Origin of the sequence: uncultured Brevundimonas sp. (assembly GCF_963974615.1) — a bacterium.
Taxonomy (GTDB): Bacteria; Pseudomonadota; Alphaproteobacteria; order Caulobacterales; family Caulobacteraceae; genus Brevundimonas.
In genome coordinates, this window is the sequence record NZ_CAXBDH010000009.1 from 106,512 (window position 1) to 123,134 (window position 16,623).

Consider the following 16,623-nt stretch of genomic DNA (forward strand, 5'->3'; position numbering starts at 1 on the left):
CGCGCGGCGGACGCCGGGATGTCGGGAAGTGTGGGATGCCTAGAAACGGAGATGATTGGCCCCATGTGTCAACATGCCCCCAAGATAGGCGTTGACCAGCACGGCGGTGACGATGGTCGCCAGAAGGGCGGCGTACAGTCGTCGTGCAGCCTGACCGGCCCCCGGCCGGAACGAGCGTTCCTTGGCCCACCAGGTGGCGAGGCCGAGCAGGGCGATGGCGGTGCCGATCCAGCGGTGCAGGGTGTGGGTCAGATCCGCGGTCGGGCCGGGCAGGCCCATCGCCAGCCAGCCGAGACCGGCCGCGACCAGCGCCGACACGGCCGCCAGACCGATCAGCACCCGGGTGCCGTCCGTCAGCCAGGCGCGACGCCCCAGCAGGGCGACGGCCTCGAGGATGCCGGTGACCAGAAACAGGGCGATGGGAAAGTGGACAACTGCCGGGTGCCAGCGTCCGAGCCAGCTGTACAGACGCTGGGGCATGGGTTTGGGCGCGGCCATCTCCATGTCGCCATGGTCCATTTCCGCCGTCATATCCGTGATCAGGCCAGGGGTGCCCGGATGGACCGCCGCCGCCGCCGGACGGGCTTGGACCTTGTCATGATCTTCGTGCGCCAGCGCCGGGACTGACGTCAGAATGGTGCCGATTGCCAGCGTGATCGCGATCCAACGCCACATCATGGTTTTCCCCTCCGGATGAATGCCTGTTACCCAGTGCTACGCGCGCGCGGCATGATCCCCTCGTCCCGAGGGGGTCATCCCCCGGTCTTCGGTGCGGCAGCGCGTGTCATCCCTTTGCCCCGGACGCCGGCATGGCCGTGATCTCGATCGTCGTGCTGCCGAACTCCAGCTTGTCCCGGTGCTGTTCGAACCCGATCAGCAGCGCCCGGGAAATCGCGTCCTTGGTCGCCCGCCGACGCCGGTAGTCGACGACATAGCGGGCAGTGAATTCGATCCAGTTGTCGGTCACGGCCAGGGTGACCATCGGGGTCACGCGGGCCTCCTCGATCAGGAATTTCCGGACCAGTACGTCCCACTGCTTGCTGGCGAGGTCCTGGAATTCCGCGACGTTGTCTGCGACGGCCTTTTCAATGACCTGCTGGGCCAGTCGCCAGTCAGAGCCGCTGCGGACCGGAACCTTGATCTCGTCCCACAGGAAGGGGAATTCGCCGGAATAGTTGTAGACCGGCTCCTTGAAGACGAAGCTGTTGGCCACCCGCACGATGCGGCCATTGTAGATGTCGCCGCCGACCCAGTCGCCGATCTCCATCAGCGTGGTCCGCAATACACCGATGTCGATGACGTCGCCCTTGATGCCGCCGACCTGGACCCGTTCGCCCGGTCGGTAGAAGCCGCCGAGCGAGATGGCGATCCAGCCCGCGACGCTGGCGATGACCTCCTGCAGCGCGAAGGCGATACCGGCCCCCGCGACACCGAAGACGACGGTGAGCTGGCCGAGGCGTTCGCTGAACATGGCCAGCAGGATCAGAACGAGGACGATGTAGCCCAGAAAGCCGATGAATTTGCGGATCCGGTAACGGGCGCTCATCTCCTTCACCGAGCGGGACACCACGGTCTGGAGCATGCGAATGCCGATCAGCACCGCGATGATGGTGATGACGACCACCCCGACCCTGCCGACGATCGGGTTCGAGGTCAGTCCGGTCAGCAAGCCGTTCAGTTCAGTCATGTCCAGCCCGATCCAGCGGACCCATCCCGCGATGGGTTTCGCCGGTACCTAAGCAGACTGGCTCAAAAGCGCATCCGGAATCGTGCGTGAGGCGGCAGACGATCGGGAGGTGGATGGTGGCCCCCTTTGGGTCTGGCTCTGATCGTGGCCGGCACAATCGCGCAAGCTGCGGCGATGCGCGGGGTCGTCATCGGGGCGGGAGAGGCGCAAAATGGCAATTTCGGTGGAGTCTGCCACGCTGCCCCCCGACCCGACGGAGCCATAACCCTGATGACGCGCACCTTCTCCCTGCTGGCCGCGACCGGTCTGATTGCGCTCGGTGCCTGTCAGACCGCCCCCGAGGCACAGTCCGGGTTTCTCCAGTCCTATGCGGGGCTGGCGGTGCCGGGGCAGAGCCTGCGCGCCTCGGTGCTGCAACGGCGGGACGACGACGGTGCCGCCCGGATCGAGCGGGTCTTTATCGCCCCGAGCGTGCTGATCGATGGTGCCGGCGCGGGGCTCGCCGAGGTTGATCGCGCCCGTGTGCTGCGCGAGGTCGACCGTCAGGTCTGTTATGAGGTCAGTGAACGTTTCACTGTCATCGCTGCCCCGGCTGCCGATGCCGCGACGATCCGGGCGGCCGTGGTGCGGATCGGTGCCACGGGGCAGGCCGGTTCGGTGGCGGCGGCGACGGCCAATTTCTTCATTCCCGGTCCTGTCGGCGTCAGGGTGCCGGGGGCTACCGGAGGCTTGGCCGCCGAGGCTGAGCTGCTGGGACCGGATGCGTCCCAGGTCGCGGCAATCCTCTGGGCCCGTAACGCCACCGTGGTTGGCATGGACGCCCCGTCCCTGTCCCGGGTCGGCGATGCGCTGCAGTTCGCCGAGCCTTTCGGGGACGCTGTCGGCGATGCCTTCTCACCGCCTGACCGCAAACCCCGATCCATCGCCCAACCGGACCCCTGCGAGGCCTTCGGTCCGCGGTTCAGTCCCGCCGGACTGGTCGCCGGCTTTGCGACCGGACTCTATGTGCCGGAACTGTCGGGTGGGAAGACACCCGATGAGACGCAGTAGAGGGGCCCCAGGGACCGCTATGGCGGTGTAACCCGATGCGAAGGCTCCCCCGACCCGGCACGATGATACATCCCGCGCCGGTGGGACGCAGGGGGATGGGAGGCTGGGCGGAGCGTCCGGGTCTTCGCCCGGATGCAGGAAGTTGAATACCGTTTCGACGAAGACTGGCGCTCCGCGCGGAGGGGGCTTCCACATGCCCGGGGCTACGCCTCGCTCTTAACGAGTTCCCCTTCTGCACACGACGGGCAGCGGCCGCGACGACGGCCTGCTGGTCCGGACGGATACTCGATCACCGCCCCTGGCCGACTGGACGTTGCAGCCCCGTCAGCCCGCGTCCCGGTCTCCGAGGATCCCGGTCGCGGCCCGCTCCCTTCCGCTCCCGCCGCCGCTTCGGATCGCCGGCCGAGCGAGCCTCCCGGTGCGACGGGACCCAAACAGTCTGGCACGGCGCTGGACCCGGGCGGGTTTTTGCCGGTGTTTTTTCTGGAAGGTGAGGGGAGTCAGTCGGTTGGCAGCGCGGGAAAGGATGGAAGAGGGCGATTTGTCAGCAGGGAGACGGGGGCGTTCACCCGCCGATCCGACGAAAATCCGTTTGAGGGTATCGTCTTTTCGTCCCTGTCGGGCCTGCAGGGCCTGGTAGCTCGAGAGCCGGCCGCGGACAGGGTGGGATTCGAACCCACGGTAGGCTCACACCTACGGCGGTTTTCAAGACCGCTGCCTTAAACCACTCGGCCACCTGTCCTGCGGACCGGATTCGCAAATCCGGGGCGGGCGAGGGGGCATAGCAAACAAACGGCTGATTAACCAAAGCGGAAATGTCTTGCCGCATTATCGACGGGTCCCGAAGGCCGGATTCGATGGAAATGACGACAAGACTGATCAAGGGGGCCGTGGTCCTCGCCCTGATGTCGCTGCTGGCGGCCTGTGCCAGCGCCGGGCGTGGCGATGCGCCGTTCGGCGGGGCGGGCAGCCTGCCCGTGGTTAATGATCCGGCCCCGATCGTGTCCGGCACCATGCGGCCCTATCAGGTGCGCGGGCGCTGGTATCAACCGGTCGAGGATACCGACTATGACGTGGTCGGCATGGCCTCCTGGTACGGCGACCAGTTCAACGGCCGCCCGACCGCGACCGGCGAGATCTTCGACATGTATGCGATGACCGCGGCCCACAAGACCCTGCCGCTGCCGGGTCTGGTCGAGGTCACCAATACCGCCAACGGCCGCCGGGCGATCCTGCGGGTCAATGATCGCGGACCGTTCGTCGACGGCCGAGTCATCGACCTGTCGCGCGGGGCCGCCGAGGCCCTGGGCCTGTTGTCGCAGGGGGTGGGCGAGGTGCGGGTGCGCTATGTCGGCCGGGCTCCGCGGCTGGGCGGTGGAGCCCGCCAGCTTCAGGCCGCCGCGGCCCCGGTCGAGACCGGAGCCTACTGGGTCCAGGCCGGGGCCTTCTCTGACCGGCGCGCGGCGCGGCGAATCGCCGGGCGTCTGGGCGACCGGGCCACGGTCGACGTTGCCGAGGCCGGCCGGGGCCGGCTGTACCGGGTGCTGGTCGGGCCGTGGAGCGACGCCAACAGCGCTGAACAGGCCCGTCAGGCCGTCGTCGCCCGCGGCTTTGCCGACGCCCTGTTGATATCCTCGCGCTGATCACGACCAAGGCTTTGCTTGGCGGCTCCGGCCCGCCATGGTGCGCCCGTGACCCATGGACGATTCATCACCCTTGAAGGCGGCGAAGGCACCGGCAAGTCGACCCAGACCCGGCGTCTGGTCGAACGGCTGCGTGCGCGCGGCGACACCGTCGTGCAGACGCGCGAGCCGGGTGGCTCGTCCGGGGCCGAGGCGATCCGCAATCTGGTCGTGGCCGGGGACGCCGAGCGCTGGTCGCCGCGTACCGAAATCCTGCTGATGTATGCGGCGCGTTCCGACCATCTTGAGCGCACCATCCGTCCGGCCCTGGCCGAGGGCAGCTGGGTGGTGTGCGACCGGTTCGCCGATTCCAGTCGTGCCTATCAGGGCACGGGCGGCGGGGTGGCGTCGGATTTCATCGAGCAGCTGGACGCTGGCATTGTCGGCACCGACCAGCCCGACCTGACCCTGATCTTCGACCTGCCGGTCGACGTCGGGCTGGAGCGGGCCTTCGGGCGCGGCCTGTTCGAGACCCGGTTTGAGTCCAAGGGTCAGGCCTTTCACGAGCGGTTGCGGCAGGGCTTTCTCGACATCGCCCGGCGGTTTCCGGACCGCTGTGTGCTGATCGATGCCGACGGCAGCGAGGACGAGGTCGAGGTGCGGGTCTGGGCCACGCTGCAGGCCCGGATGTCATGAGTGACCATCCCCGCGACCGTTTCGACCTGATCCCGCACGCGGACGCCGAAGCCGCCTTTGTCGAGGCCCTCGATCGCGGGCGTCTGCACCACGCCTGGCTGCTGTGCGGGGTCGAGGGTACCGGCAAGGCCAGTTTCGCCTTTCGCGCCGCCCGCCGTCTGCTGGGAGCCGCGCCGGACCCGGCTCGCGGCCCGTTGGGGACCCGGCCGGACGATCCGGTCAGCCAGCTGGTCACGGCCCAGTCGCATCCTGACCTGATGGTGCTGGAACGGCTGGTCGAGGGCGGCAAGACCAAGAAATCCATCTCGGTCGATCAGGCGCGGGAGCTGCCGGAGTTCTTCTCCAAGAGCCCGTCGCGGGCGAAGTTCCGGGTCGCGATCATCGATGCTGCGGATGATCTGAATATCAATGCAGCCAATGCCTTGCTGAAGGTTCTTGAGGAACCACCCGAGCGTGGAGTGCTGTTGCTGGTGACCCATGCGCCGGGTCGGCTGCTGGCTACGATCCGCTCGCGCTGCCGGCGTCTGGCCTTTCCGGTCTGGACGGTCCCGGCGCTGGAAACCCTGGTGCGCAACCGCACCGGCCTTGATCCCGAAGAGGCGGGCCGTATCGCCCGGCTGGCCAATGGCTCGCCCGGCGCGGCGCTGGATCTGGCCTCGGGCTCGACGCTGGAGGCTGACCGTCAGGCCCATGAGTGGGTCGCCGCCGCCAGCGTCGACCGGGCCGAAGTGCTGGCTGTGGCCGACCGCTTTCGCGGAGCCGAGGGGCAGGTGCGGTTCGAGGTGCTGATGGAGCGGTTGATCGCGGCGGTGAAGACCCGCGCGCTCAGCGAGGGTGTGGGGCAGGGGGCCCGCTGGGCCGAGCTGTGGACCCGGCTGTCGGAGTTGCCGGACCGGACCGCCGGGCTCAATCTGGATCGTGGTGACGTGCTGGCCGGGGCCATGGCCGATCTGGCGCGGACCAAGGCGGCCGGCGGATGCTGATCGACAGCCACGTTAACCTGCACGCGCCGCAGTTCGACGAGGACCGCGACGCAGTGATCGCCCGGGCCCGCGCCGCCGGTGTGGGTCTGATGGTCGAGATCTCGGACCGGTTGACCACTTTTGAGGCCACCCACGCGCTGGCGATGGCCCATGACGATATCTGGTGCACGGTCGGGGTCCATCCGCATGAGGCGAAGGATGCGGCTGATCTGACGGCGCAGACCCTGATCGATCTGGCGGCGCGGCCCCGGGTGGTCGGGATCGGCGAGTGCGGGCTGGACTTCCACTATGACCTGAGCCCGCGCGACATTCAGGCGGCGGTGTTCCGCCGGCATATCGCCGCCGCGCGCGAGACCGGCCTGCCGCTGGTGGTGCACACGCGCGAGGCTGACGCCGTCATGGCCGACATCCTGACCGAGGAACACGCGCGCGGGCCGTTCCGCATCCTCATGCATTGCTTCACCAGCGGTCTGGAACTGGCCGAGACGGTGGCCGGTCTCGGGGCGTGGTTCTCGGTATCCGGCATCGCCACCTTCAAGGCGGCCGAGGACGTGCGCACGGTGATCCGGGCCATGCCCGCCGACCGCATCATCGTCGAGACCGACTGTCCCTATCTGGCCCCGATGCCGCATCGCGGGCGACGCAACGAACCGGCCTATGTCAGCCACGTGCTGGACAAGCTGGCCGAGATCCGCGGCTGGAGTGCCGAAGAAGCCGACCGGCACACCACGGACGCCTTTTTCGCCCTGTTCGACCGCATTCCAAGGCCGGTGGCGGCATGAGCGGGGCCGGCGCGCTGGAGGTGGTCATCCTCGGCTGCGGCTCGTCGGGTGGCGTGCCGCGCGGTGACGGCGACTGGGGGAGTTGTGACCCGGCCGAGCCGAAAAACCGCCGCAGCCGCTGTTCGCTGCTGCTGCGCCGTCACGGACCTGACGGGGTGACCACGGTGCTGATCGACAGCTCACCGGATCTGCGCAGCCAGATGCTGGCGGCGGGCGTGACCCATGTCGACGCCGTGCTCTACACCCACGACCACGCTGACCAGACTCACGGCATCGACGATTTGCGGGTGTTCGCCATGCGGGCGCGACGGCGGCTGCCGGCCTGGATGGACACGGCGACCCACGGTGCCCTGACCGGGCGGTTTCCCTATATATTCGACAGCGTCGAGGGCTATCCGGCCATTCTGGAGGCCCGGGCGATTCCGGCGCACGGCCAGCGCTGGAGTGTCGACGGCGCGGGCGGCGAGATCCCGGTTGTGACTTTCGATCAGGCGCACGGACCGATCCGCTCGGTGGGCTACCGTATCGGGCCGGTGGCCTATTCCAGCGATGTGTCGGGTCTGGATGCCGCCGGGTTTGAGGCGGTGCGCGGGGCCGACCTCTGGATCGTCGACGCCCTGCGCTGGACGCCACACCCGACCCACGCCCATGTTGACCGAACGCTGGAGTGGATCGCGCGGTCCAGTGTGCCAAAAGCGGTTCTAACGAACCTGCATATCGATCTGGATTACAGGGTGTTGTCGGAAGTTGTTCCGGGCGGTGTCGAGGTTGCATTCGACGGCTGGAATGGCCGTTTCCAACTGTAATTCCCGGGGAAACCCGATATACAATTTCGCATAATATATCTTAGGCGATAAATAGGCCGCCGTGTTCAGGTCACGATTCCGAACAATTTACCGATGCCGGCGGTGACGCCCAGGGCCACAGCCCCCCAGAACACCACCCGCCCTACCGGACGCGCCAGTGTGGCCCCGCCGGCGCGGGCTCCGGCGGCCCCCAGCAGCGCCAGGAAGATCAGGGTGGCGACGCTGACGACCGGGATCGTCAGATCCGGCGAAGTCAGGCTAACGACGATCAGCGGGGCCGCCGCGCCCACGGCGAAGGTCGCGGCCGAGGTCCAGGCGGCCTGGATCGGCCGCGCCGTGATGATTTCCGAAATCCCCAGCTCGTCCCGCGCATGGGCCCCGAGCGCATCGGTGGCCATCAGCTGGGCCGCCACCTGGTCGGCCAGGTCCGGAGTCAGGCCGCGCATGACATAGATGCCGGCCAGTTCATGGTGCTCGGCCACGGGATCGGCAGCCAATTCCTCGGCCTCGCGGGCCAGATCGGCCTTTTCGGTGTCAGACTGGGAGCTGACCGAGACATATTCCCCGGCCGCCATTGACAGGGCCCCGGCGACCAGACCGGCGCCACCGGCGATCAGGATGGCGCTCTTGCCGGATCCGGCGGCGGCGACGCCGACAATCAGACTGGCGGTCGAGACGAGGCCGTCATTGGCCCCCAGCACTGCGGCGCGCATCCAGCCGATGCGCGACAGGAAATGGGACTCACCATGGGTATGCAGACGGCTCATGCGGGTATTCGACGTCCTGCGGCCATTTAAGGCAAGGCTTGAGGTGGCCCTAGAGGTGGATCATCCGTCCATAGGCGTCGAGCGCGGACTCATGCATCGCTTCCGACATGGTCGGGTGCGGATAGACGGTGCCGTGCAGGTCTTCCTCGGTCGCCTCCATGGTGATGGCGGTGACATAGCCCTGGATCATCTCGGTGACCTCGGCCCCGATCATATGGGCCCCGATCAGGGCCCCGGTCTTCGCGTCGAAGATGGTCTTGACGAAGCCGTCGGTGTCGCCGGCCGCGATGGCCTTGCCGTTCACCTTGAAGGGGAAGCGGCCGACCTTGACCTCGCGTTTGGCCTCGCGGGCCCCCTGCTCCGTGATCCCGACCGAGGCGATCTGGGGCTGGGAATAGGTGCAGCCGGCGATCGGCGAATGGACGTTGGGCGTCTTGAAGGCGGCGATGTGCTCGGCAGCGTGGATGCCCTCGTGCGAGGCCTTGTGCGCCAGCCACGGGGCTCCGGCGCAGTCACCGATGGCGTACAGGCCTTTGACGTTGGTCTGGCAGTGGCCGTCGATGGTGATGTGACCGCGGTCCATGGTCACGCCCAGCGCTTCCAGGCCGATGCCGTCGGTATTGGCGGTGATGCCGACCGCCGAGATGCAGACCTCGGCCTCGAGGGTCTCGGTCTTGCCGCCGGCTTCAATGGCGACCTGGACGCCCTTGCCGTTCTTCGACACCTTGGTGACCTTGGCGTCGACGCGGAATTTGAAACCACGTTTCTCGAATGATTTCTGCGCAGCTTTGGACACTTCCTCATCTTCGACAGGAAGAATGCGTGGCAGGGCCTCGACCACGGTGACGTCGACGCCGAGGGCACGATAGAAGCTGCCGAACTCGATGCCGATGGCCCCTGAACCGATAACGATGATCGATTTGGGCAGGCTCTTGGGGGCCATGGCCTCGCGATAGGCCCAGATACGCTCGCCGTCGGCCTCGAGGCCGATCTGCGGCAGGGCCCGGGCCCGGGCTCCGACCGCCAGCATGACTGTCTTCGCCTCGACCGTGCGGCTGCCACCGGCCTTGAGGGCAATGACCACCTTCGGCGCGGCGCTGCCTTTTTCAAGCTTCGCGGTCCCTTCGATGACCTCGATCTTGTTCTTCTTCATCAGATAGCCGACGCCGGCGTTCAGCTGTTTGGCCACGCCGCGCGAACGGGCGATGATGGCGTCGAAATCGAAGCCGATCTTGTCGGCCGACAGACCGAATTCCTTCAGGTGCGACAGGCTCTCGAACTTCTCGCCCGACTTGAGCAGGGCCTTGGTCGGGATACAGCCCCAGTTCAGGCAGATGCCGCCGAGGTTCTCGCGCTCGACGATGGCGACCTTCAGGCCCAGCTGGGTGGCGCGGATGGCGGCGACATAGCCGCCCGGTCCCGAGCCGATGACGATGAGATCGAATTCAGCCACGGTGTCGTCCTTACGCCAGCATCGTCACAGGGTTCTCGATCATCGCCTTGAACACCTGCAGGAATTTCGCACCGATCACCCCGTCGACGACGCGGTGATCGCAGGTCAGGGTCACGGTCATGACCGTGGCCACGGCCAGCTGCCCGTCCTTGACGATCGGGCGGGCCTCCCCTGCCCCGACGCTCATGATCGCGCCCTGCGGCTCGTTGATAATCGAGGCGAAGGATTTGATGCCGAACATGCCCAGGTTGGAGACCGAGAAGGTGCCGCCCTGGAACTCGTCCGGCTTCAGCTTGCGGTCGCGGGCCCGTTTGGCGAGGTCCTTCGACTCCGTGGCGATCTGCGACAGGGTCTTGGTCTCGGCCTTGCGGATGATCGGGGTGATCAGGCCACCGTCGATGGCCACGGCCATGGCCACATCGGCATGATGATGCAGGGCGATGCCCTCGGGCGAATAGCTGGCATTGGCTTCCGGTACGGCCTTCAGGGCCATGGCCGAGGCCTTGATGACGAAGTCGTTGACCGAGACCTTGATGCCCTCGGCTTCCAGCAGGACGTTGACCTGGACCCGGGAGGCCAGCAGGCCGTCGATGTTGCAATCGATGGTCAGGGGGAAGTGCGGCACGTCGCGGAAACTGTCGGTCAGGCGCCGGGCGATGGCCTTGCGCATGCCGTCCAGCGGCACGAGGTCGTAGCTGCCGTCCGGGATGCCCATCTGGGCCAGGGACTGGACCTTGCGCGGCTCGGCGGCCGTTGCTGAAGCTGCGGCGGGCCGGGCCCCACCCTTGCCGGCGGTCTCGACGTCGCGTTTGACGACCCGGCCGTGCGGACCGGTTCCAGTGACGGTGTTGAGGTCCAGACCGGCCTGTTCAGCCAAGCGACGGGCCAGGGGCGAGGCGAAGACGCGCGCGCCGTCGGCCCGTTTGGCGGCCGGTGCGGCCGGGGCGGCCTTGGCAGGCTCGGCCTTCGTGGGTGCCGCCTCGGTCTTTTTAGCTTTTGAGATCTCAGCCTTGGGCGCTTCGGCTTTCGGTGCCGGCGCAGCGGTTTCGCCGTCCTGCTTGAGCCGGGCGATCGGGGTGTTGACCTTCACCCCCTCGGTGCCTTCGGCCACGAGGATCTCGGTGATCTCGCCCTCGTCGACAGCCTCGACCTCCATGGTCGCCTTGTCGGTCTCGATCTCGGCCATGACGTCACCCGCCTTGACCGTGTCGCCGACCTTGACGTGCCATTTGGCCAGAACGCCCTCCTCCATGGTCGGAGACAGGGCGGGCATCAGGATGTCGGTCATTGGGTCTCCCCGGATGCCTCGACCTTGTCACCGGCCGCGGCGGCGGCGCGGATGCCGGCCGAGCGGTCGTGGGCGTCGGTCCAGGACTGACGGATGGTATTCAGCACCTCTTCCTGGTCCAGGCCGCGGCGCTCGGCATAGGCGCGCGAGAAATGCCAGGCGGCCTCGGCCAGCACGCTGCCGACCATGCGTTCATCGTTCAGGACAGGACGCAGGATCATCTGCGGGCGATCACCGCCCCACCAGATGCGGATCAGTTCGGAGACATCGTCGGTCCGGCCGCTTTCCAGCAGCTCGGGCGGGATCGGAAGGGCCTTGCTTTCAACGGTCATCGCATAACGTCCTTCACAGCCTTGATGATCTTGTCCGCGCCCGGCAGGGACAGCACTTCCAGATTGGCGGCATAGGGCAGCGGCACATCTTCCTGATGCACGCGCAGCGGCGGGGCGTCGAGATAGTCGAACGCATGTTCGATGACCCGGGCCACGACTTCGGCCCCGACGCCCATTGGACCCCAGCCTTCTTCGGCGCTGACCAGTCGGCTGGTTTTCTTGATGCTCTCGACGATGGTCTCGTGATCCAGCGGGCGCAGGGTACGCAGGTCGATGACCTCGCAGCTGATGCCTTCCCCGGCCAGGGTCTCGGCGGCCTGGAGGGCAAAGCCGACCATGCGGCTGTGGGCGGTGATGGTGACGTCGGTGCCCTCACGGCGCACCTTGGCCTTGCCGATCGGCACGACCCAGTCCTCAATCTCGGGCACGTCGAACTCGGTGCCGTACATCATCTCATGCTCGAGGAAGACGACCGGGTTGGGATCGCGGATCGCGGCCTTCAGCAGGCCCTTGGCATCTGCGGCATCATAGGGGGCGATGACCTTCAGTCCGGGCACCTGGGCGTACCAGGCGGAATAGTCCTGGCTGTGCTGGGCCCCGACGCGGCTGGCCGCGCCGTTGGGACCACGGAAGACGATGTCGGCGCGGATCTGGCCACCCGACATATACAGGGTCTTGGCCGCCGAATTGATGATGTGGTCGATGGCCTGCATGGCGAAGTTGAAGGTCATGAATTCGACGATCGGCTTCAGCCCGGCCATGGCCGCGCCGACGCCCAGACCGGCGAAGCCGTGCTCGGTGATCGGGGTGTCGACGACGCGCTTGTCGCCGAACTCCTGCAGCAGTTCGCGGCTGACCTTGTAGGCCCCCTGGTACTGGGCGACCTCCTCGCCGATCAGGAAGACGGCCTCATCGCGGCGCATCTCTTCGGCCATGGCGTCGCGCAGGGCATCGCGGACCGTGGTGCGCACCATTTTGGTGCCTTCGGGGATGTCGGCGTCGCGCAGTTCGGCCTTGGGAGCCGGTGCCGGGGCGGTGGCCTTCGTATCCGGAGTCGTCGAAGTCTTCGTCGCGCCGTCTCCGGAATCGCCGGATTTTGTCGTCGAATTCTCCACGCCGTCATCACCCGCCAGACGCGCGATCGGCGTGTTGACCTTCACGTTCTCGGCCCCCTCGGCGACGAGGATTTCCAGCACCTCGCCCTCGTCGACGGCCTCGACCTCCATCGTGGCCTTGTCGGTTTCGATCTCGGCGATGACGTCACCGGCGGAGACGGTGTCCCCGGCCTTGATGTGCCATTTGGTCAGTGTGCCCTCTTCCATCGTGGGAGACAGCGCCGGCATGAGGATGTCGGTCACGCTGAGGCCTCCACATAGACGTCGGTGTAGAGCTCGGACGGGTCCGGCTCCGGGCTTTCCTGGGCAAACTGGACCGCCTCGGCGACGATGGCCTTGACCTCGGCATCGATGGCCTTGAGCTCGTCCTCGGTGGCCTTGGCGGCGGTCAGCAGCGTCTTGATATGGTCGATCGGGTCGCGGGTCTTCTTGACCTCGTCGACCTCTTCCTTGGAGCGGTATTTGGCCGGGTCCGACATCGAGTGACCGCGATAGCGATAGGTCTTCACCTCAAGGATGAAGGGACCGCCGCCTTCACGGGCGCGCTTGACCGCCCTGGCCACCGCGTCGCGCACGGCCAGCACGTCCATGCCGTCAACCTGTTCGCCGGGAATGCCGAAGCTGGCACCGCGCTGGCTCAGGTCAGTCGTGGAGGACGAGCGCTCGATGCTCGTGCCCATGGCGTACTGGTTGTTCTCGATGATGTAGATGGCCGGCAGCTTCCACAGCTGGGCCATGTTGAAGCTCTCATAGACCTGGCCCTGGTTGGCCGCGCCGTCGCCGAAATAGATGAAGGCCACGCTGTCGTCGCCGCGGTACCGGCCGCTGAAGGCCAGGCCGGTGCCGAGCGCCACCTGCGCCCCGACGATGCCGTGACCGCCGTAGAAGCCGGTGGCGGTGTCGAACATATGCATTGACCCGCCCTTGCCCTTGGATGACCCGCCGATACGGCCGGTCAGCTCGGCCATGACCTGTTTCGGGTCCATGCCGGCGGCCAGCATATGGCCGTGGTCGCGGTAGCCGGTGATGATCTTGTCATGGCCCTGGCGCACGCTTTCCTGCACCCCGACGGCGACCGCTTCCTGGCCGATGTAGAGGTGGCAGAAGCCGCCGATCAGGCCCATGCCGTACAACTGGCCTGCCCGCTCCTCGAAGCGACGGATAAGAACCATCTCGCGATAGAAGCGCAGCAGGTCCTTTTTCGAGGCCGCAGGCGTGTTTGGAATCTTCGCAGACTTTGAATCAGTCTTGGCGGCGGGGGCTTTCGCCATCCGTCATCTCCCGGCTGGACCCCCGTATGAAGGGCCTCTTGTCGTTACGGAAAGGGGCTTTAGCAGCCTTCGTTCCCCAAAGGCAAAGTACGCCGGAGCGGCTGTAACGAAAGTTCAGGATCGGCGGGTCGGAACGGACGTCGGCGCCGTGTGGCTAACGGCGATCACATAGTCCCGGGGGTCAGCGAAACCGATCACTGCCCGGGCCCGCTCTTCCAGCAGGTCGCGGGACAGGCTGTCGGTGCGCAGATAGCGGACGCGAACCTCGAGGTCGCCGCGTTCGGCCAAGATGTGATCCAGCTGCTCTTCCCTCGCCTGCAGCAGGGCGTCACGCTGACCACCACTCAACAGGCCGCGCTGACCGGTCAGAGCCTGGACGCCCAGGTAGGCGACCATCAACAACAACAGGGCGGACAGGGTGTAGGGCTTCATCCGTTCGGGCAATGCGAACGCTCCTTCTGAGCGTGATCTCACGATTACCGATTTCTGACCGGAAATGCCTAACAAACCGTAGCTTGACCGTGGATGTTCAGCCCTATTTCAGCAGCATGCCGTCGCCGAAATAGACTCCCTGATCGCCCAGCATCTCCTCGATACGCAGCAGCTGGTTGTATTTGGCCGTACGGTCCGAGCGCGCCAGCGACCCGGTCTTGATCTGCCCGCAGTTGGTGGCCACGGCCAGGTCGGCGATGGTCGAGTCCTCGGTCTCGCCCGAACGATGGCTCATGATCGCCGTATAGCCGGCACGATGGGCCATATCCACAGCATCAAGAGTCTCGGATAACGTACCAATCTGATTGACCTTGACCAGAATTGAATTGGCCAGCCCCTCGCCGATTCCGGCCGCAAGTCGCAGAGGGTTGGTCACGAACAGGTCGTCGCCGACGATCTGGACCCGGTCGCCGAGGCGGTCGGTCAGCTGTTTCCAGCCGTCGAAATCGTCCTCGGCGCAGCCGTCCTCGATCGACACGATCGGGAAACGTTCGCACAGGTCGGCCAGATAGTTGACCATACCGTCCTGGTCGAAGGTCTTGCCCTCCCCGGCCAGCACGTATTTGCCGTCCTTGAAGAATTCCGTGGCGGCGACGTCGAGGGCCAGGTGGAAATCCTCTCCGGCCAGATAACCGGCGGCCTGACCGGCGCGGGTGATGAAGGCCAGGGCCTCTTCGGCCGAGCCGAGGTTGGGGGCGAAACCGCCCTCGTCGCCGACATTGGTGTTGTGGCCAGCATCCTTGAGCTGGGTCTTGAGGGCATGGAAGATCTCGGCTCCCATGCGCAGGGCTTCCGAGAAACTGTCGGCCCCGGTCGGCAGGATCATGAACTCCTGGATGTCGATCGGATTGTCGGCATGGGCCCCGCCGTTGATGATGTTCATCATCGGCGTCGGCAACACCCGGGCCGAGACCCCGCCCAGATAGCGGTGCAGCGGCAGGTTCGAGGAAATGGCACTGGCCTTGGCGCAGGCCAGCGACACGCCGAGAATGGCATTGGCTCCCAGACGGCCCTTGTTCTCGGTGCCGTCCAGCGCGACCAGGGCCTCGTCGATGCGGCGCTGGTCCTCGGCGTCCATGCCGGACAGGGCGTCGAAGATCTCGCCGTTGACGTTGTCGACGGCCTTGCCGACGCCCTTGCCGCCCCACATATCCTTGTCGCCGTCGCGCAGTTCGACGGCCTCATGGGCTCCGGTTGAGGCCCCCGAGGGCACGGCAGCGCGGCCGAAACTGCCGTCGTCCAGGATCACATCGACCTCGACCGTGGGGTTGCCGCGGCTGTCGAGGATCTGGCGGGCGACGATTTCGGCGATGTCGGTCATGGAAGGGCTCTGTGCAGGGAAGAGGTCCCGCGCGGTTTAGCCCAAGCTCCCGCGAATCGCCAATGGTCAGGCGCAGCCTTCGACATACTGGATCGAGGGGCCACCGACGGCGATCCCCTGGACCCGTCCGTCCTCGCCGATCTCGTAGCGCAGGCCCCGCGCCGTCGGGCCGTTATGGTCGGCCGCAGACCACACGGTGATATATTCCGCCGGGGCGTCAACATATTTATGCGGGGTGACCTGGGCGGCGGTGCCATAGGCCTGTTTGACCGCCGCGGCTGTATCGCCGATGCCCAGGCCCCGGTCGGTCTTGACGGTCGTGTTGCGACCGAGGTGGATGCTGGTCAGCACGCCGTCCTCGACCATGACGAGCAGGCCCTCGGGCGCGCGGGACGGGTGGAACATGTCACAGGATGCGGGATCGGGGCCGCCGACAGCGTCGGGATTGGCGTCTTCGTCCATGGCGGTAATGATTTCGGCCCGGGTCATGCCGATCCGCAGTGGGCCATAGCCTTCAGCCGTGAGCGGGTTTGCGGGCGTGGCGCGCGGCGGCGCGGTCTCGGAAGCCGGGGCCGCCGGGGCGGGTTCCGGCGCATTGCAGGCGGACAGGCCCAGAAGGGCGGCGGATCCAAGGACGGCGATGCGGATCATGGGCGGGTCTCCAGATTGTGTTCCGGAGCTACAACGCACGAAAACGGCGCGCGAGGACATCGCGCGCCGTCAATTCGTTTAGGCTGGTGGAAAGACCTAGTCTTCCTTGGGCGTCATCACCTGGCGACCGCGATAGGTGCCGGTCTTCAGGTCGATGTGGTGCGAGCGGCGCAGCTCGCCCGTGTCCTTGTCCTCGACATAGGGGTTGGCCCCCAGGGAGTCGTGGGCGCGGCGCATATTGCGACGCGAGGGCGATACTTTGCGCTTGGGAACAGCCATGACCGTCTCGATCTCAGGGTCGGTGCGC

General features: G+C 66.6%; 18 protein-coding genes and 1 tRNA gene. 6 read left to right on the forward strand and 13 right to left on the reverse strand.

What is annotated here, in order from left to right:
• Positions 1 to 39: 39 nt before the first annotated feature.
• Together AAC050_RS07880 and AAC050_RS07885 are read right to left on the reverse strand one after the other, a co-directional pair.
• The gene (locus AAC050_RS07880) at positions 40 to 678 is read right to left on the reverse strand and encodes a DUF2231 domain-containing protein (protein WP_339914520.1); all 639 of its coding nucleotides are present in this window, start codon (positions 676 to 678) and stop codon (positions 40 to 42) included.
• 106 nt (positions 679 to 784) lie between these two features.
• Positions 785 to 1,687, reverse strand: coding sequence for a mechanosensitive ion channel domain-containing protein (locus AAC050_RS07885; RefSeq protein ID WP_339914521.1), 903 nt, complete (start codon positions 1,685 to 1,687; stop codon positions 785 to 787).
• Positions 1,688 to 1,831: 144 nt separating this feature from the next.
• Between AAC050_RS07885 and AAC050_RS07890 the strand changes: the two genes are divergently transcribed.
• The gene (locus AAC050_RS07890; RefSeq protein ID WP_339914522.1) at positions 1,832 to 2,737 is read left to right on the forward strand and encodes a DUF3313 family protein; all 906 of its coding nucleotides are present in this window, start codon (positions 1,832 to 1,834) and stop codon (positions 2,735 to 2,737) included.
• Positions 2,738 to 3,392: 655 nt separating this feature from the next.
• Here AAC050_RS07890 and AAC050_RS07895 read toward each other — a convergent pair.
• A tRNA-Ser gene (locus tag AAC050_RS07895) sits at positions 3,393 to 3,479 on the reverse strand.
• A gap of 121 nt (positions 3,480 to 3,600) precedes the next feature.
• Between AAC050_RS07895 and AAC050_RS07900 the strand changes: the two genes are divergently transcribed.
• From AAC050_RS07900 to AAC050_RS07920, 5 genes are read left to right on the forward strand one after another with little or no spacing between them, the layout of a single operon-like run.
• Positions 3,601 to 4,380, forward strand: a complete 780-nt coding sequence (locus tag AAC050_RS07900) for a septal ring lytic transglycosylase RlpA family protein (protein ID WP_339914523.1) — start codon at positions 3,601 to 3,603, stop codon at positions 4,378 to 4,380.
• 48 nt (positions 4,381 to 4,428) lie between these two features.
• On the forward strand, positions 4,429 to 5,055 hold the full coding sequence (gene tmk / locus AAC050_RS07905; protein WP_339914524.1) for a dTMP kinase: 627 nt from the start codon (positions 4,429 to 4,431) through the stop codon (positions 5,053 to 5,055).
• Positions 5,052 to 6,038, forward strand: a complete 987-nt coding sequence (locus tag AAC050_RS07910; RefSeq protein ID WP_339914525.1) for a DNA polymerase III subunit delta' — start codon at positions 5,052 to 5,054, stop codon at positions 6,036 to 6,038. Before tmk ends, AAC050_RS07910 begins: the two co-directional genes overlap by 4 nt.
• A complete protein-coding gene (locus tag AAC050_RS07915; RefSeq protein WP_339914526.1) occupies positions 6,032 to 6,820 on the forward strand; it encodes a TatD family hydrolase in 789 nt (262 codons plus the stop codon). Before AAC050_RS07910 ends, AAC050_RS07915 begins: the two co-directional genes overlap by 7 nt.
• Entirely contained in the window at positions 6,817 to 7,626 is an 810-nt protein-coding gene (locus AAC050_RS07920; protein WP_339914527.1) for an MBL fold metallo-hydrolase, read from the forward strand. The genes AAC050_RS07915 and AAC050_RS07920 overlap by 4 nt, the downstream gene beginning before the upstream one ends.
• A 65-nt stretch (positions 7,627 to 7,691) precedes the next feature.
• Here AAC050_RS07920 and AAC050_RS07925 read toward each other — a convergent pair whose 3' ends face one another.
• The 10 genes from AAC050_RS07925 to rpmF form a co-directional block, all read right to left on the reverse strand.
• On the reverse strand, positions 7,692 to 8,393 hold the full coding sequence (locus AAC050_RS07925) for a VIT family protein (protein WP_339914528.1): 702 nt from the start codon (positions 8,391 to 8,393) through the stop codon (positions 7,692 to 7,694).
• A 49-nt stretch (positions 8,394 to 8,442) separates the two neighbouring features.
• Positions 8,443 to 9,846: a dihydrolipoyl dehydrogenase gene (lpdA, locus tag AAC050_RS07930; RefSeq protein ID WP_339914529.1), complete on the reverse strand. Its 1,404-nt coding sequence runs from the start codon at positions 9,844 to 9,846 to the stop codon at positions 8,443 to 8,445.
• 10 nt (positions 9,847 to 9,856) lie between these two features.
• A complete protein-coding gene (locus AAC050_RS07935; protein ID WP_339914530.1) occupies positions 9,857 to 11,134 on the reverse strand; it encodes a pyruvate dehydrogenase complex dihydrolipoamide acetyltransferase in 1,278 nt (425 codons plus the stop codon).
• Positions 11,131 to 11,466, reverse strand: coding sequence for a DUF5076 domain-containing protein (locus tag AAC050_RS07940; RefSeq protein WP_339914531.1), 336 nt, complete (start codon positions 11,464 to 11,466; stop codon positions 11,131 to 11,133). Before AAC050_RS07940 ends, AAC050_RS07935 begins: the two co-directional genes overlap by 4 nt.
• The gene (locus tag AAC050_RS07945) at positions 11,463 to 12,824 is read right to left on the reverse strand and encodes a pyruvate dehydrogenase complex E1 component subunit beta (RefSeq protein WP_339914532.1); all 1,362 of its coding nucleotides are present in this window, start codon (positions 12,822 to 12,824) and stop codon (positions 11,463 to 11,465) included. Before AAC050_RS07945 ends, AAC050_RS07940 begins: the two co-directional genes overlap by 4 nt.
• Positions 12,821 to 13,852, reverse strand: a complete 1,032-nt coding sequence (pdhA, locus tag AAC050_RS07950) for a pyruvate dehydrogenase (acetyl-transferring) E1 component subunit alpha (protein WP_339914533.1) — start codon at positions 13,850 to 13,852, stop codon at positions 12,821 to 12,823. The genes AAC050_RS07945 and pdhA overlap by 4 nt, the downstream gene beginning before the upstream one ends.
• 114 nt (positions 13,853 to 13,966) lie before the next feature.
• Positions 13,967 to 14,284 (reverse strand): septum formation initiator family protein, encoded by a 318-nt coding sequence (locus AAC050_RS07955; protein WP_339914572.1) that lies wholly within the window; start codon positions 14,282 to 14,284, stop codon positions 13,967 to 13,969.
• Positions 14,285 to 14,387: 103 nt separating this feature from the next.
• Positions 14,388 to 15,665, reverse strand: coding sequence for a phosphopyruvate hydratase (gene eno / locus AAC050_RS07960; RefSeq protein WP_339914534.1), 1,278 nt, complete (start codon positions 15,663 to 15,665; stop codon positions 14,388 to 14,390).
• Between the two features lie 66 nt (positions 15,666 to 15,731).
• Positions 15,732 to 16,316: a hypothetical protein gene (locus AAC050_RS07965; protein ID WP_339914535.1), complete on the reverse strand. Its 585-nt coding sequence runs from the start codon at positions 16,314 to 16,316 to the stop codon at positions 15,732 to 15,734.
• A gap of 96 nt (positions 16,317 to 16,412) precedes the next feature.
• Complete coding sequence (gene rpmF / locus AAC050_RS07970) at positions 16,413 to 16,595, reverse strand: 50S ribosomal protein L32 (RefSeq protein WP_300445374.1); 183 nt, start codon at positions 16,593 to 16,595, stop codon at positions 16,413 to 16,415.
• Positions 16,596 to 16,623 lie beyond the last annotated feature (28 nt).